Origin of the sequence: Bacillus cereus group sp. BceL291, assembly GCF_051776705.1 — a bacterium.
Classification (GTDB): Bacteria; Bacillota; Bacilli; order Bacillales; family Bacillaceae_G; genus Bacillus_A; species Bacillus_A cereus.
In genome coordinates this window covers 1-15,324 of sequence record NZ_JBPWAP010000091.1, presented here as the reverse complement: position 1 = coordinate 15,324, position 15,324 = coordinate 1, and the positions used below count along the sequence as shown (strand labels likewise).

Below are 15,324 nucleotides of genomic sequence, written 5' to 3'. Positions count from 1 at the left end.
TTAAGAAAAAACATTCAATTTCTTTATATTCTATCACGAATATAAAGAAAGGATGGCATTTTTTACTTTTGGGGATAGTTAACACTTTTAAGTTGATGGGCATGTGTGAATGCCCCTAAAAATCCTGTTCCAATTCCAGTAACAATCTCTTTTCTTAGAATTTTCAAACGGGAAATATAGGTTGTAAGCCATCCTAATAAACAACATCCAATCAAGTTAATTAATAATGTGGCTAAAGGGAATGATTGATGCCAATACCTATCAATTATTAAACCAAATTGATAGCGAGAGAGCGCGCCTAATATTCCAAAAAGCCCAACGATAATATATGCCATTTTTTCACCTCTTTTTATATTTTGTCCAAAAAAATAGACTCCTACCAATAGACAAGAGTGATCTTGTTCATTGGTAGGAGTCATTAGCTAACTAAATAGCGGTTATGGCGAACTCCATCGCCTAATGTATTCGAATATCAGTATACTAAATATATCTCAAACTTCCAAGAAACTTATTTTAATATCCTTGTTTTTTTTGACTGACATAAGGTATCTATAGATTAAAAATATAAATAATAATTTTTACTAAATACTGATTACATGTAGAATTGATATTTAGTAAGAGTATATGAATCCTTTGAGTAAATATGTTTTTAACATAAAATCCATATTTAAACCGAAAAGATCGCCAAGAAAAGCGACTTTTTACTAAAACGCATATTAAAAAGCGAAAATGCCATAGAAATATATCGTATGTATATTTGTAGTGCGTGTGCAATTCCAATATAAATTTTTATTATATATGCGAAAAAAGCATGCACAATTTTTGTGCATGCATAATAAAAAGCTATGTCTTGTCTATGTAAATATATGCTTGTTTTATACAAAATGTGCGTATGTTTAAAATTAAGTTTAGATGATAAATAATAAGAGCACATTTTTATATGCGCTCTTAGAGAGGTAGGTAGACTATATGGCTATTTGATTACCATACAATAACATATGCTTGTCCGGTTAAAATGTGCATAGTATTTAACGATAAATATGTAGAGCGCCTTGAGAGGAAGACGCTCTAAAGGTGAATCTACAGTAACGACTACTCACTTTAATATATGTAAATTATGGCGAATTAGGAACAACTTAAATACAATGGCTAGTTTCTTGAAAAAGGATAGTACCCGTAAAAAAATAAAGAGCCCCCCAAAAGGTGCCCTTTGGCTAATACTGAGGTGACTATAACTATTGTATGTATCTTAGCAGATAAAGTGAATAAAAGAAGCACTTCGTTTTCAGTGCTCCTGAAAACGAGATTACTCTTGCTGGTAAAGAATACATTACATTATATGTAATGTATTTGAGGTACGAAACATGTTCTAAAAAATCATTTTAAAAAGGGCCTGTTGCGAGGGTAGGCCCTTTTAGGAAAAATTAATAGTAAAGTTTACGTTGAGGTCACTTATATAATACTAAATACAAGTCATTAATTCTATATGTTGAATGTTGAAAAAGAGTAATATGTACTAAAAAAGGCACCTTACACAAGTGCTCTTTTTTAGGGAGAGTTATATGAGTGAAAAAGCTTTCACATACTTATTATATGTTTATACTTTTACTCGGTGACAAGCTAATGAAAAGGAAAAGAGCAGTTAGAGTGGGCTAACTGCTCAATACAGAAAAAAAGAGAAGAGAAGAAATTCTGGGACCAATTAAATGAGTTATAGCTTAACGCCTGTGTATAGTATGTGTTTACTATTCAGAAATATTCAGGTATGTCTCAATGAAAAAGAGTACTTTTGACTAAGACTCATTCTAGGAGTAAATAGTCAAATAAAACCGTTTAATGTTGTTCATTTTGTTCTTCGGCGATATGTGCTACGATTAGTTTTCTGTATTTTCAATAATTTAATTGTGAAATACGTACTAAGAGCGGTATTTGTATTTAATTGTGTTACGATAGTTATATAGTAGTAAATATTAAAAAAATATATAAATAGGGGGCGTTTTTCATGTATAACTTACAAGGAGATACGTATGAACAATTAAAAGAAAAAAAGGGGGACTGCACCATATTTTTAAAGAGTGGGGTTCCCATACGCGGAAAAATCCTTGCAACAGATAAATTTACGGTTCTTATGATGGTTCAGGGTAAGCAACAACTGGTTTACAAACAAGCGATTTCCACAATTATTAGGTAAATCTTTTTCTTTTTCTCGGGGAAGAGAGAAAAAATAGAAAAAAGAAGATTGAGATCAATCTTCTTTAAAAAGGAATAGATGACAGAATACTATCCAGCCCTTAATCAATTATAAGTAAGTACAGAGAGATATTCAACCTGTTTTGAATTTTCTCAATATTAATTATTTCATTATTAAATTATAATATAAGTAATTCTTTTTATTATTATATGTTTGTTCTTTCCTGTTGCAGCATCCTTGTTATAGGGATGCTCTTTTTTGTATTACAAATCCAAAATAAAAAAGATAAGATCAGAGAGTAGGATCTTATCTTTTTCATAAGGAGAAAAAGTCAAAGACTTTCTTAATATTTATAATATTACATCCCTTGCTTAACTTCTATATAAAACTTAGATTTACCATCTGTTTCTATATTGAGAAACAAATTAAAAAATATGTTATAAATCATTCGAAAATCCAATGCTGCAGCTGAAGCTATGAAAGAAGATTAAGTATTCTTTATTTTATATACTCACTAACTAGTATGAAGAAGCAAAATAGGGGGAAACTATGGAATACTTAACGATAATTTAGGGGGACATGAAATGGAGCATGAAACAAAAATAAAAATTGGAGATTACGTTCAATTTTTATATCGTAAAAATCCGAGTTTACAATTAACAGGATTTGTAGTCAATGTTCTGCAAAATACAATTGTTGTAGATATTACAGAAATGATGGATATTGAAGTAGATGATGTTAGGCAAGTTGTAAGGCATGGTTATTATAATAAAGCAGATCCTAAGCAAATAAAGAATCATATTTCATAAAAAGTGATCCTAAATTAATTTAGAATCACTTTTTTTAATGAAGGAAATCTCTACACTTATTTTATAGTATAAAAATTTTCGTAGTCCTAATTTTCTCCTCTATTTAAAAGGGTATATATCTATAAAGTTCAGGTTAGATTTTTTATCCTTGTGCATTAGCAAAGGAATTTAAGATTATATTAATCTAATTATGTATAAAATCCCCTTTTAATACATATTTTTCATCACATTTTTTATTTTCTTTCTAACTTTTCCTTTGCTTTGAGAGGAAGTTTTACTTCCGTAACTTCCTCCCAAGATTCAACAGTTTTTTCCACATCTGAGTAGTATACACGCAGAAATGCATTTTTACGTAAGTTTTTACTTGCCCTAACTTTTAATTGTTTTTCTTCGCCATTATTGTCAAAGGCAGTTAATTTATAAATATATGCCTTTCCTATAGCAAGGCCATCTATAGATTTCTTAACACCTTCTTCGCCATTTTTTGTAATCTGAACATAAAACTGCTTTTTTTCGCTAAAGATTAAATTGTAGCTTACTAACAATGTGATAAACAACACCAAAATGGTAGTTAATATAATAGAGTATTTTATATTACTCACCTCACTATTTAAATATCAATATTTAATGTAGCTTGTTTATTTTAAAATAAAAATTTAATAACCTTACAGAAACATTACATTTTTGTAAGGTTTAAAAAGAATATATTAGAAATTGCAAAATCGGCTTCTTAAGAAGGATGATTTCCGTGTTTTTCTGTAATTATAAAAGTTCCTATTATAGAAGTTTTTTATTCGATTATCGATCTTAAAAAGAAAGAACTTAAAAAGAGGTGAAACAGGTATATAGCATAATCAATAACTTGAATATTTAGTAGATACTTAATTAAATCAGTTACATCAATTATCTCAAAATAAATTCTTATATGTTTATTTTGAAATTTATATTAAAATTTTAATATTACAAAATTGTAATGTTTGTGTAAGGTTTTTAGATTTCTTAATTAGAAGCAAGAGCTTAACCTATACATATAAACAATATGAGGTGAAGTAATTGAAAAGAATTATTATTTTTATAAGCATTTTCGCTGTATTTACTAGTTTGCTAGTTGGATGTAGTTTAAATCGTTTTGGAACAGATAAATATTATGTTCATATCAATGTTGATGGAAAAGAAGGAGTTGCAAAATCTATAGAGGGTGAAGTAATGGGGAAGGAATTTACATATAATTTAGTAGGTTTTGATGAAAATGGTGAGGAAAAAGAGTTAGAATTTAAGGCCCAAAAAAATCTTCGTAAACAAGCTTTTCTTCTCGTATACCACTCTGAAGAAAAAGGTGTAAAGTCATGGGAAGAAGTACAGAAAGAGGACCTACCTGCAAAAGTGAAAGAGAAATTTAATGTAAAATAAACAATAGAAATAGGTATTTAATATCCGCATTATACGATACAATATATATTTTTATATTTATTCAAAATGAGTATTGGAGATAGGACAAAGGTTTTAGAAAAAAATTTGGTTACTTGGAGAACATACAGGAATATAACTAGTATGCAGTTAGAATAGTATTGTATTGTTAAAAAACATGGATAAAAGGATATCTTAGGAGCGATGGGCTATGTATAAAATTTTGATTGTTGAGGGAGATGTTAACTTTTCATCTACATTAAAAATATATTTAGAACAGGATAATAGTGAAGTAGTAATTGTTAATAACTTTGAAAAAGTGATGGGATATTTATATCCATTTCATCCACATCTAGTAATTTTAGGAGCAGAATTACCTATATTTGATGGATTTTATTGGTTACGGAGAATTAGAAAGTACAAATACAGGCGATTGAAGAAGGCGCAGATGATTGTTTAATCCCACCTTTTATTTATGGAGTAATAGTAGCGAAAATAAAAAGATATTTGTGTCGTGAATATGATGAATTTGTTTTAAATCCACCAGAACACTTTATAAAGGTAGGAGAATTAATATTCTACCCAGAAAGGTTAGAGATTCACTTAAAAAAAAGGCGAGTTACTTTAACTTATAATGAAACAATTATTACAGAAATCCTTTTTAGTCAATATCCACGCACTGTGACACATAAAGAATTATCATCTGCAATTCAGAGAAATGAAGGATATGTGAGTAGAAATACCTTATATAAAAATATTGTGAGAGTTAATAAGAAGTTTGACATTTTAGGATTTGGAAAAGCAATTAAAGTAGTTAGTAAAATAGGGTATCGCCTAAATATAAAAGAAAATATTTAATAAAATAGGTTTTTGTTACTCATAATCGTTAAATTGGAAAAGTAATAACCTATCAAATAGTTATTACTGATAGAAATATGATTTAAGATTAAAGTGGCTAATATTTAATTAAAACTTATATTATAGTAGCAATAGATAGCTTTAATAGTTTCATGATTAGTGTTTTCTTCAACGGGCTAATTACAATTCTTGCAGGGGTGCCACTTGTTGTTTTAGTAGGGATATCTATATTGATTTTTATTTTATTTGGCTTATCTCAAACGATTAAAGATGCAAAATTTAGTCTAATTGGATGCCTATGAACTCAGAAAGAAACAAGAGAACATATTGTGGTTTTATGTTCTCTTGTTTCGTTTATTTATGACAAAATTGAAAAGAAAATATTATTTTTCATATAGTATTTCAGGTGTGTTTTTAGGGGGATTTGAGATATAGCTGATTACAAGTCTCCCTAAAAATACATTGAAAAGGAATGAATGAAAAATGCTAGGAATAAAATATACAAGTTTTATGGGTAGACCACGCGTTTGGAATACCTCTAGTAATATGATGGGAACCTCTAAATTACGGGATGCGGAAAAAAATGAGTTCGAAATTAAAAATAATGCGTATACCAATGAGAAAAATGAACTTTTAAAAGATAAAAAAGTATATACAAACTTAAAATCAGAATTTAATACTTTTTTAAAAACTCTTACTGAAATGGCTGCTTTTAAAGGGGAAAATAAAAAAGTAATAATCTCACAAGAGGGACATATTGAAGTGAAGGCAAATCGTGATGCAATTGAAGGAACATTCCATATGATTGTTAAACAACTTGCAGAGCATCATCAAATTGTTTCTAATACTATTAATATTGATGAAAAGGTGAATGTAAATGATGTATTGCAAATTGGTGATAACAAATTAAAGGTAACCTGTGATATGACATACAAAGATTTAATTCACCTAATTAATAAGGGGGATTATGGAGTAACTGCTTACACACAAGGCGATAAAATTTTTATGCATGCTAAAAAAGTTGGTGAATTAAATAAAATTGAATTAAAAGATGGTACATCAGACTTATTTAAAAAAATGTTTTATACCGCAGTAGAAACTAGTCAAATAGATAAACCCAATAATACTACACAAAAGTTTGTACTTAATACCATTAACACAGCGAAAGATGCAAAATATATCCTTAATGGTATTGAAGGTACAAGTGATAGTAACACATTAAAACCACTTCCTAGTGTGGATATTGAATTACTAAAAGAAAGTAAAGAATTAAGGTTTACAGTAAGTAATTCTGGTGTTTCAGATGCAACTAAATTAATAAAAAAAATGGTTGCAGATTATAATAATATTGCTTCATTCTATGAAGAATATGCTAGTCCAATGGGGAGTTTACAAGGCCATGCGGTAATGGCAGATATTTATCGTGAGATGAATAGTGTAGTTAGATTTTCACAAGGTGGTAATACCTTATCCACATTTGGTATTCAATTTGCAGATGATGGGATGATGAAAGTGAATGATGTAACATTAACAAAAGCCTTGGAAGAGCATTCAGGTGCTACAAAGCAATTCTTCTTTAGTTCGGAAGGATTAGGAAAAATGATGAGCAAATCATTTGAGGAAATCTTTGGAGATAATAGTATCATTAGTGATAGAATTAAAAATATAGATTCTCGCATAAATGATCTAGAAAGTAAAATTAGCTATATTGATTTTTATAATAAACAAAAACAGGATGGAAATGTGGATAAATATCATAAACTAGAAGCTGCATCCTTATTACTCGATAATCAGATGAATGTAATGCGAACGATGATTAAATAAAGTTGATTTATCAAATTTGTTTGTTATCAAGGAGTGATTAGGAATGTATGAGAAAGTCTATGGAGAATTTGTAAGCTCTATTTATGAACTTGGTAACTTAAAATTATCAGAAGAGATATTTAAAAAGAAACAAGATGAATTTAATCTGTGGCTTGTATCTTTAGAGGAAGAGAAAAGATTATCCCTATCATTATTAAAGTTTCAAAACAAATTCAAGATAAACAGCAAATTTTTAAAGAAATAATATTGGAGAATGAAGGAAGAATAAAGGCAAATTCACATTATGATAAGTTTTAGTTAAGGGAATTTGGATGGAGCGTAATTTAGATATATTAAGGATAATAGGAAATGAACGATGTGGATTTTTAAATACTTTAAAGATCATATTGGAAATCTCTCGGGTTGTTAGAATGTCGGTGTACTAAGTTTATAAATTAGTTTCAACAGTAGAAAGTTATAGGAATACAAATAAACTAAGGTGCCTGTCCTTAGTTTATTTGAGCCTATCTTGTATGAATAGGTAAAAAGTGAGTTCACCAAAGGAACTGAGTTTGGATTACTTAGTTCCTTTTTTCGTGTTATAAAAGATGATGGGATTTGTCAAAAGGTATTCATGGAAAGAAAATTGTAACGGTAACTAAGGAAGAAGCTCAGTAATTATACAGTTCCTTCTTGTGATAAACCATTTTTTGTATTACTATACTTATAAATGATAATGATTACCAATATCGGTAGGGGGTATGAAAGTACTAATTTCTGGTGGTGGTATTGCGGGACGAAATTTAGCAAATTGTCTTTTATCTAATGGTTTTTCTCCAACTATTGTTGAAAAGGCTCACTCATTTCGTTCGATTGGATCTGTAATTAGCTTAAGAGGAGATGCTATATTTGTTCTAGATAAATTAGGATTATTAGAACAGGTAAAAAAACACGGAGTCACAGTAGAAATGAGACAATTTGTTGATACAGAGGGACAAGAACTGCGAAAAATTGATTTTAGAAAATTTCATATACAACAGGGGGGTTCAATAAGTATACATCGTTTTATATTGCATCAAATTCTTTATGAGTCTATACGAGATTCTATTGATGTGAATTTTAATACAACAATTCGTTCATTCCATCAAAATAGCGATAACGTAGAAGTCACCTTCCATGATGGAAGGGAAAAATCTTTTGATTTAGTCATCGGTGCAGATGGGATTCATTCAGTTACACGTAATTTACTAATGAAAGACGAATATATGAAGCAGCTTGATATAGGTTTTTCCGTATTTACTATACCAAAGCCAGTTCTTATCCCTGAGAAATTGAAGCAAAATCAAACTTTAGAGACTCTGTTACCAGGATGCTATATTCATTGCGGGATGGATGATACTTATATCTGGGGAATGTTTATATATAAGAATAAATATCGAGAACTGTTCCATGATAAAAATAATAAAGAATTCTTATTAGAGTTGTGTAAAGACATTGAGTGGGGGATATGCGAAGTTATCGAAAATATAAATAATGTAAATCTCATCTTTCAAGATCGAATGACACTTGTCCAGTTACCACAATGGAGTGATGGACGTATAGCATTATTAGGTGATGCGGCTCATGCTATGACCTTTATGTCCGGAACTGGCGGTGGAAAATCTATGTTAGGTGCATACAAATTGACTCAAGAATTAATACATTGTCCTTCTCACAAAGAAGCTTTCTATAACTATGAATCTTACTTAAAATATGAAATTGAAAAAATACAAAAAAAGTCTATCAAAGCAGCGAATTTCTCTTCATCTGACAGTCGTATAATGGAATATTTCAAAGTTGCAATGTTAAAACATTTTCCAACCGTACTTATGAATAGCATATTAAAAAATTTATTTATTGTAAAACCACAAAATTACTAAGATTTATGACAGATCAACCAAATTTACGAACCAAAATTTAGTAACGTTTCAAGCACTTAATCTATACTTTTTAAGAAAATCACCTATTATTAAGTTAACTATCTTTTGAATTTAATCTAATTATAGATATATCCTAAATTGAATAATGTTTCCTAAAATTTTATTGGCTATCCCGATCCAAATAAAAGAAAAACCTTGCAGCATCTTGAAGTGAGCCCGAATAGTGGTACATGAAAAAAACACCTCCTGAATTCGCATACTAAGTATGCAAATTCAATGGAGGTGTTTTTGGTTTGAAGACAAGAGTTCATTACCCAGAAGAAATAAAGTGGAAAGTGATTGAAATGAAAAAGGATGGATATTCCAATCGGACCATTATGGAGAAGTTTGGAATTAAAAATGTTTCCCAAATTAAGACATGGATGAAGTGGTATCGTACCGGTCAAACGTACCGTTTTCAACAACCTGTAGGAAAGCAATATTCTTATGGAAAAGGGCCAAAAGAGTTAAATGAATTGGAACAGCTACGTTTAGAAAATAAACAGTTAAAAACAAAATTACTGATATGGGGAAAGTATCTGGAAATCGAAAGGAGTTGAACCTGGAAACTGTAGTTACTTTATGGACCGATTTCAAAACAAAACTAACGGTAAAAGAATTGTGTAATGTATTAGAATTACCCCGGTCTACATTTTATCGTTGGTTACAACGAACAGTGGACCTAAGAGATGAGATAGAAGAGAAAATAAAGGATGTTTGTCTTCGGCATAAATTACGATATGGATATCGAAGAGTGACCGCAACTCTTCGGAAAATGGGACTGTGTGTGAATCATAAAAAAGTATTACGAATCATGAGACAAAATCAGATTCTCTCAAAAGTTCGTCGAAAGAAAAAGAAATATATCAGTGGTGCGGAGCCAGTAGTAGCCCCTCATCGATTGGAACGCCAATTCGATGCATCCGCACCAAATGAAAAGTGGTTTACGGATGTGACGTATCTATTATTTGGAGAGCGTACCTTGTATTTATCAACGATTATGGATGCCTTTAATCGTGAAATTATTAGTTATGTCATCAGCGAGTCCCAAGCACTGCCATTAGTAATGAAGACATTAAAACAAGCAATGAGAGGGCGAAAAGTAAAAGATGTCCTTCTTCACTCAGATCAAGGAAGTATTTATACAGCGAAGGAATTTCAAGCATATGCCAAAGAAAATGGCATTATCACCAGCATGTCCCGGAGAGGAAATTGCCATGATAATGCCGTCATGGAAAGCTTCTTTGGTCATTTGAAAAGTGAAGCCTTCTATTCACAAGAGATAACAAAAGTATCCAACACAACTGTGCGAAAGATTGTGCTAGAATACATTCATTACTACAATTGTGTGCGAATTCAAGAAAAATTAAACCATTTGTTCCCTAAAGAATTTAGGGAACAAGTGGTTTAGGTGTTTTGATAGGTGTCCCGTTTTCAGGGTTCACTTCAAATCTTGCTGCAAGGTTTTTCTTTTAAAATATAATCTATCCGTACTAAAAATCGACAGTACCATATCTAATCTGGTTCAATTAGTTAATTCAATAGTATTAGTTTCATCAGTTGGAGAATCATTGCTAGTTTGACTAGGTCCCTTCTCTTTATCAGCACGAAACTTACTTAGCATCTCCATAATAATCGACAATAAGACACCTTTATCTTTTAACATTTTCCATAAATTCATTTCAGTAAATTTGGCACTAGGTTGTCTTACTTCTTTGTTTGATTATGAAATATCCAATTAGATAACGGAAACATTATTAGCTTCTTTTCCTTGAGTAAAAGGGGAGCCTGGAGTATTTTTTACTGTACCCACAGTTGAATACATTGTAGATTTATTTACCCCTGTATTCATTTAATTAAATTTCTATTTCTTAAATGTATATTATTCATATATAAAAATATAATGTGTTAATAGTTGCTTTGTAAATACATATTTATGGGACTACTAATATCAACATTTATTGAGATATAGACTCTTAATAGATATTCTTATAAGTATTTTAGTAGTTGAATGATTTCCTTTTTAAACTCTGGACTTGCTAATTTTAATAACTTAGGAACCTCCCTAAAGTGTTTTACAAGGGTTTTATTGATTCTATTAGAGTAATCTTTTTTGTCACCTGTAAGCAGGTCTACAATGTCGTTTTTTAATGATGTACTCACTTTCTCCCATAAAAATTCTGATTCTGTCTTATGTTTATCAATAAATATTTTTACCTGATTAATAAAAGGATCATTTTTATGCTGAATAGCATCTTGTAACTGTGTAATTGTCATCATTTCTACTTGAAGGGATTGGTGCATAGGAGCTGGATTAGCATTTTCGGCAGCACTTACATTTGTTGCGAAAACTCCAATGCCACTACATCCAATCATACTTGCCAAAGCAATTCCTGTACATTGTTTTACAAATGATTTTGGTTTTCTTGCGTTCATAATAAATCTGCCTCCTATATTAATATTTTGTCTTACAGGTAAATGCTACCATATTAATCAGTAGTTTGGGTATATTGAATGTTACAATATAGTTAAATATTGGGATCTTAAATTTTAAGATAAAAAAATTCAAACTGTAATGTATATCCAATTGGACCTGGTGGCTTGGAAAGAGAGTGTGTCGTTTGATTAAGCAGGTTATAAGACCGTTTTAGAAATACTTACGGACAAAAAATCAAATTGGAAAGTAGGATTTCAATCTTTGAACTATCCAAGATGTGATATCTATAATTGAAATGCCCGTGCATTATATGATAGAGAGAGAATACAAAATTGGATTTCAAATTTTATATCAGTACTTGAGAATGTTGCACATTTAATACTTCATAATCAAGGTCAAGGTGCGAATATAACAATAGAAGATGCTGGACACTGGTTGAAACTTTACGAGAAGCTGATACAATTCCGGAAGCATTGCAAAACTATGAGTCAAAAGGATGGCCAATAATAGGGCGAAAACATTTTCAAAGAAGTTATTTTGTAAGGATAAAAATAGGAGTGCTTGACCAGAGCACTCCAGAACGCTAATAACAACACCTATAAAATTATATGAGCCCTTTGAGTAAATATGTTTTTAACATAAAATCCATATTTAAACTGGAAAAGATCGTCCGGGAAAGCGAGTTTTGACAAAGACTCATATCAAAAAGTGAATATGTGACAGCAATATATCATATGTATATTTTTAGTGCCTGTGCAATTTTAGCGTAAATTTATATATATGCGAAAAAAATATGCACAATTTTTGTGCGTGCGTAATAAAAAGCTATATCTTATCTATATAAATATACGCTTCTTTTATACAAAATGTGAGTATGTTGAAAATAAAGATTTGATGAGAAATAATAAAAGCGCATTTGTATATGCGCTCTTAGAAAGGTAGGTAGACTATATGACTATTTGATTACCATACAATACTATATGCTTGTCCAGTTAAAATGTGCATAGTATTAGAAAATTTAATAGAAGAGCCTTAAAAGGGCATATCAATAATGATATTTACAATTGTGCTACTTTTCATATTTATAATTTATATTATTTTTTAGAGGTAAAACTCAGCAAGAAACAAAAAAGTTATAAACGACATTGTTACTAACACTAATGGGGCACGCTAAATATGTCTATAATAAAACTGATGAATCGGATAATAAATAATATGCATAAAGAAAAGGTAACCTTATGTAGGTGCATTTTCTAATAGTTTTTTAACAGAAGCAGCTAACTCCAACTATGATTAATAAAATAAACAATACAACTAATAAAGCAAATCCTTCAGCAAACCCGTAGCCTTCGCCGCAACTACTACCATATCCTATAACAATAGTTCCTCCTTTTGATAAGAGGGGAAACTAAGGGTCATTCCATGTATTTTAATGGATGCACTTTACCTTATGTCTTTAATTATTAATTGCGCAGGTCCCTTTGAAAATAAATAAATTAATATTTAAATTTTAATTTATTGTGTTTTTATAGTGATTATTAGGATAATGTTACTTATATCTAATCTTTTTAAGCTATTATTTATGATAGGTCAGGAGGATAAGCGTATGTCTAATGATTTTAATATAGGGTATATTCATTATGAAGGGAGTGTTAAAATTTTAGAAATGTTGGGTAATTCAAACCGTTTATTGATTGTTTGTGAATTGATTAAAAACGGTGTTATGACAGTTTCTCAACTTAGTGCCACAACAAAAATTGAAGAATATAAAGTTTTACAACATTTAAAAAAATTAACGATAAGTAAGATTGTCATGAGTGTACGGAAGGGTACAAAGATTTATGCCAGCGTAGAAGAACAAAAAATTATTGATATTATTTTTTTGTTAGGATTATTACATAAATAATTTATTATAGTTTTAAAAGAATCAAACGGATTATACAAATGAAGGAAGACACCTTAAGGTGCCTTCCTCCGCCTTGAATCACGTTAATTTAATATAAATTTATACGTATTATCTCTTTGTTATAAATGTAAACACATCCTATAAAACAGAATCAGCTATATACATCAGATTGTTAGTATTCAAAATACAAGCGGTTTGAGATCAAGATTAGAGTGACGTCATATTTTCTATAATGATTGATATGTTACATCTTTCAAAAGAATCTGCTTTATAGAATGTATCCACATTTTATATTTTACTACGTGTAATATCTATAGGGTGTATTTTTCGTGAATATGTATAATTGCATAAAGTTTGTTAGAAAAAGAGAGTATAGTTGGTATTGTGTAATAAAGATATAGCCCACCTACGGAAATAGGCGGGCTTGTTTAAGTAATCTAGAATAGATTTACTGTTTGTGGAGGTGCCGGAAGGGTATTAACTATAGCGCCAAACTTTGTTCATATTTTTTTACATCTTCCATAGTTTTAAATGTTAACACATCAAAAACTCCTTTTTCATTTCCACATATGACAACAAAACCATCTGTTGCTTCCAGAACCCTACCAACGCCACTGTCTGTAAGCGTAATGCTAGTGAGATATTTTAAGTTAAGTTTTTCTTCTTTTTGAATATAAGTAGTTATGGGTGTTCCTACAGGAAATGTTTCTGTGATATCTTTTGTTGAATATGTTCCATTCACTGATTGAGTTTTAGCTGCGATGGAATCAGTTTGATGGGCACATCCTGCTGAACATATTAAAAGAATTCCAGTAATAATACTTAAACAAGCTGTTTTTACCATTCACAAATTCCTCCTATAACTGTTCGTATTGTCAACCCATTTAGGATAACAAATTGTATATAAGAAGTTTGTTGGTTTATACGAGTCGTAAATCAACAAAGATACAAATATTTTGGCAGTTTGTGTTTCAAACAAAAGAAAAGACACCCTAAGGTGCCCTTCCTCCTATTTCAACCACTTTTCTTAGTAACCGAATCCTCCACCGCCGCCCCAACAACTACATCCTATAATGATTAACAGGATAAATAGAACGATCAGTAAAGCAAATCCGCCACCAAAGTCACCGCAAGAACCGCCGTAACTCATAATTTCCCCCCCTTTAATTAGGAGTCTCAATAATAGGTCAATGTGCGTTTTAACAGGTTCACTTTATCTTATGTTTTTAAGAATCAATTGAGCAGGTCCATTTGAAAATAAAGAAAAGACACTGCTTTCAAAGTTTCTCTTTCTACTTGACCTACATAAGACTTTTCTTACAGTACAAATATATCTGAGTTCTCACCCAATTTCACTTTTTTGTAATTGTTTATATAGTTTTATAAATTTTATAAAAAAAGACACCCTAAGGTGCCTTCCTGCGATTTGAACCATTAGCAATATGGTATTGGATGCCAATCCAATTATTATTTTACTACATTAAGTAATTTCAGTTATTGAGAAATATCAAGAAGGCGGCCACAATTTAAATGAGGACGAGGTAGAAAAAGAGTTAGGTGATGTACTTTGGTGCCTGATGGCATTAGCGTAAACACAGCATCTTGATTTAAATGAAATCGCAGAGAAGAGTTTTCATAAGTTAATGAAGTGGTTCCCGAACGAATTTAGTGAGGAAGACAGTAAGAAACGATTGGATATGAAGTAAGATCAAATTGAACTGCACCCCAATTGTTAGACACAGTCTAACAATTGGGGTGCAGTTTTTCTATGGCTAAATTTACAGCTGATGAAAAAATACAAATCGTTCTACGTTATTTGAACGGAAATGAAAGTTATCGAGAACTGGGTAGATCGCTCGGTATAAGTGACACAATCATTTTGAATTGGGTAAACCAATATAAACAGAATGGTCTGGAAGCTTTTCTAAAACGATGTACAAATTACACACAACAAT

The 15,324-nt window shown here is 30.5% G+C and carries 16 protein-coding genes, 3 pseudogenes and 1 riboswitch; of the genes and pseudogenes, 12 read left to right on the top strand and 7 right to left on the bottom strand.

Going from position 1 to position 15,324, the window contains the following annotated elements:
• Positions 1-104 precede the first annotated feature (104 nt).
• A pseudogene (locus ACS2CR_RS29970) lies at positions 105-335 on the bottom strand (CrcB family protein); the annotation flags it as partial.
• Positions 336-402: 67 nt separating this feature from the next.
• Positions 403-466: riboswitch (Fluoride riboswitch) on the bottom strand.
• A 1,536-nt stretch (positions 467-2,002) separates the two neighbouring features.
• Between ACS2CR_RS29970 and hfq the strand changes: the two are divergent.
• Positions 2,003-2,191 carry an RNA chaperone Hfq gene (gene hfq, locus ACS2CR_RS29965; protein WP_144489445.1) on the top strand — a complete coding sequence of 63 codons (189 nt, stop codon included), beginning with the start codon at positions 2,003-2,005 and terminating at the stop codon, positions 2,189-2,191.
• A gap of 584 nt (positions 2,192-2,775) precedes the next feature.
• Positions 2,776-3,000, top strand: coding sequence for a DUF2187 family protein (locus ACS2CR_RS29960; protein ID WP_144489446.1), 225 nt, complete (start codon positions 2,776-2,778; stop codon positions 2,998-3,000).
• A gap of 233 nt (positions 3,001-3,233) precedes the next feature.
• Here ACS2CR_RS29960 and ACS2CR_RS29955 read toward each other — a convergent pair whose 3' ends face one another.
• On the bottom strand, positions 3,234-3,602 hold the full coding sequence (locus ACS2CR_RS29955; RefSeq protein WP_309567832.1) for a YxeA family protein: 369 nt from the start codon (positions 3,600-3,602) through the stop codon (positions 3,234-3,236).
• Between the two features lie 451 nt (positions 3,603-4,053).
• Here ACS2CR_RS29955 and ACS2CR_RS29950 point away from each other — a divergent pair, with 451 nt between their 5' ends.
• The 7 genes from ACS2CR_RS29950 (at position 4,054) to ACS2CR_RS29920 (ending at position 10,437) form a co-directional block, all read left to right on the top strand.
• Positions 4,054-4,410 (top strand): YxeA family protein, encoded by a 357-nt coding sequence (locus tag ACS2CR_RS29950; RefSeq protein ID WP_153602906.1) that lies wholly within the window; start codon positions 4,054-4,056, stop codon positions 4,408-4,410.
• Between the two features lie 208 nt (positions 4,411-4,618).
• A complete protein-coding gene (locus ACS2CR_RS29945) occupies positions 4,619-4,867 on the top strand; it encodes a hypothetical protein (protein ID WP_260857171.1) in 249 nt (82 codons plus the stop codon).
• Positions 4,868-4,914: 47 nt separating this feature from the next.
• Positions 4,915-5,265 carry a winged helix-turn-helix domain-containing protein gene (locus tag ACS2CR_RS29940; RefSeq protein WP_260857172.1) on the top strand — a complete coding sequence of 117 codons (351 nt, stop codon included), beginning with the start codon at positions 4,915-4,917 and terminating at the stop codon, positions 5,263-5,265.
• Positions 5,266-5,748: 483 nt separating this feature from the next.
• Positions 5,749-7,089 (top strand): flagellar hook-associated protein 2, encoded by a 1,341-nt coding sequence (locus ACS2CR_RS29935; RefSeq protein WP_153602905.1) that lies wholly within the window; start codon positions 5,749-5,751, stop codon positions 7,087-7,089.
• 43 nt (positions 7,090-7,132) lie between these two features.
• Complete coding sequence (locus ACS2CR_RS29930) at positions 7,133-7,333, top strand: hypothetical protein (RefSeq protein ID WP_309567831.1); 201 nt, start codon at positions 7,133-7,135, stop codon at positions 7,331-7,333.
• A 496-nt stretch (positions 7,334-7,829) separates the two neighbouring features.
• The gene (locus ACS2CR_RS29925; protein WP_153602904.1) at positions 7,830-8,987 is read left to right on the top strand and encodes an FAD-dependent monooxygenase; all 1,158 of its coding nucleotides are present in this window, start codon (positions 7,830-7,832) and stop codon (positions 8,985-8,987) included.
• Between the two features lie 293 nt (positions 8,988-9,280).
• Positions 9,281-10,437, top strand: a protein-coding gene (locus ACS2CR_RS29920) for an IS3 family transposase (protein WP_153602903.1) whose coding sequence is annotated in 2 segments (ribosomal slippage) — positions 9,281-9,530 and positions 9,530-10,437 — 1,158 coding nt in all. Because the reading frame shifts where the segments join, the coding sequence is not laid out codon by codon here.
• A 114-nt stretch (positions 10,438-10,551) separates the two neighbouring features.
• Here ACS2CR_RS29920 and ACS2CR_RS29915 read toward each other — a convergent pair.
• Positions 10,552-10,737, bottom strand: a pseudogene (locus tag ACS2CR_RS29915) (DUF3914 domain-containing protein); the annotation flags it as partial.
• Between the two features lie 278 nt (positions 10,738-11,015).
• Positions 11,016-11,462: a hypothetical protein gene (locus ACS2CR_RS29910; protein ID WP_153602902.1), complete on the bottom strand. Its 447-nt coding sequence runs from the start codon at positions 11,460-11,462 to the stop codon at positions 11,016-11,018.
• 163 nt (positions 11,463-11,625) lie between these two features.
• Here ACS2CR_RS29910 and ACS2CR_RS29905 point away from each other — a divergent pair.
• Positions 11,626-11,754 (top strand): annotated as a pseudogene (locus tag ACS2CR_RS29905) (leukocidin family pore-forming toxin); the annotation flags it as partial.
• Positions 11,755-12,727: 973 nt separating this feature from the next.
• Here the strand turns inward: ACS2CR_RS29905 and ACS2CR_RS29900 are convergent.
• Entirely contained in the window at positions 12,728-12,838 is a 111-nt protein-coding gene (locus tag ACS2CR_RS29900; RefSeq protein ID WP_144489939.1) for a YjcZ family sporulation protein, read from the bottom strand.
• Between the two features lie 231 nt (positions 12,839-13,069).
• Between ACS2CR_RS29900 and ACS2CR_RS29895 the strand changes: the two genes are divergently transcribed.
• The gene (locus ACS2CR_RS29895) at positions 13,070-13,369 is read left to right on the top strand and encodes an ArsR family transcriptional regulator (RefSeq protein ID WP_144489933.1); all 300 of its coding nucleotides are present in this window, start codon (positions 13,070-13,072) and stop codon (positions 13,367-13,369) included.
• Positions 13,370-13,850: 481 nt separating this feature from the next.
• Here the strand turns inward: ACS2CR_RS29895 and ACS2CR_RS29890 are convergent, their stop codons facing one another.
• Complete coding sequence (locus ACS2CR_RS29890; RefSeq protein ID WP_144489935.1) at positions 13,851-14,213, bottom strand: hypothetical protein; 363 nt, start codon at positions 14,211-14,213, stop codon at positions 13,851-13,853.
• A 183-nt stretch (positions 14,214-14,396) separates the two neighbouring features.
• Positions 14,397-14,519, bottom strand: a complete 123-nt coding sequence (locus ACS2CR_RS29885) for a YjcZ family sporulation protein (RefSeq protein ID WP_144489937.1) — start codon at positions 14,517-14,519, stop codon at positions 14,397-14,399.
• Positions 14,520-15,137: 618 nt separating this feature from the next.
• Here ACS2CR_RS29885 and ACS2CR_RS29880 point away from each other — a divergent pair.
• Positions 15,138-15,324: transposase (locus ACS2CR_RS29880; protein ID WP_438906126.1), on the top strand; the 187-nt coding region annotated here is incomplete at its 3' end.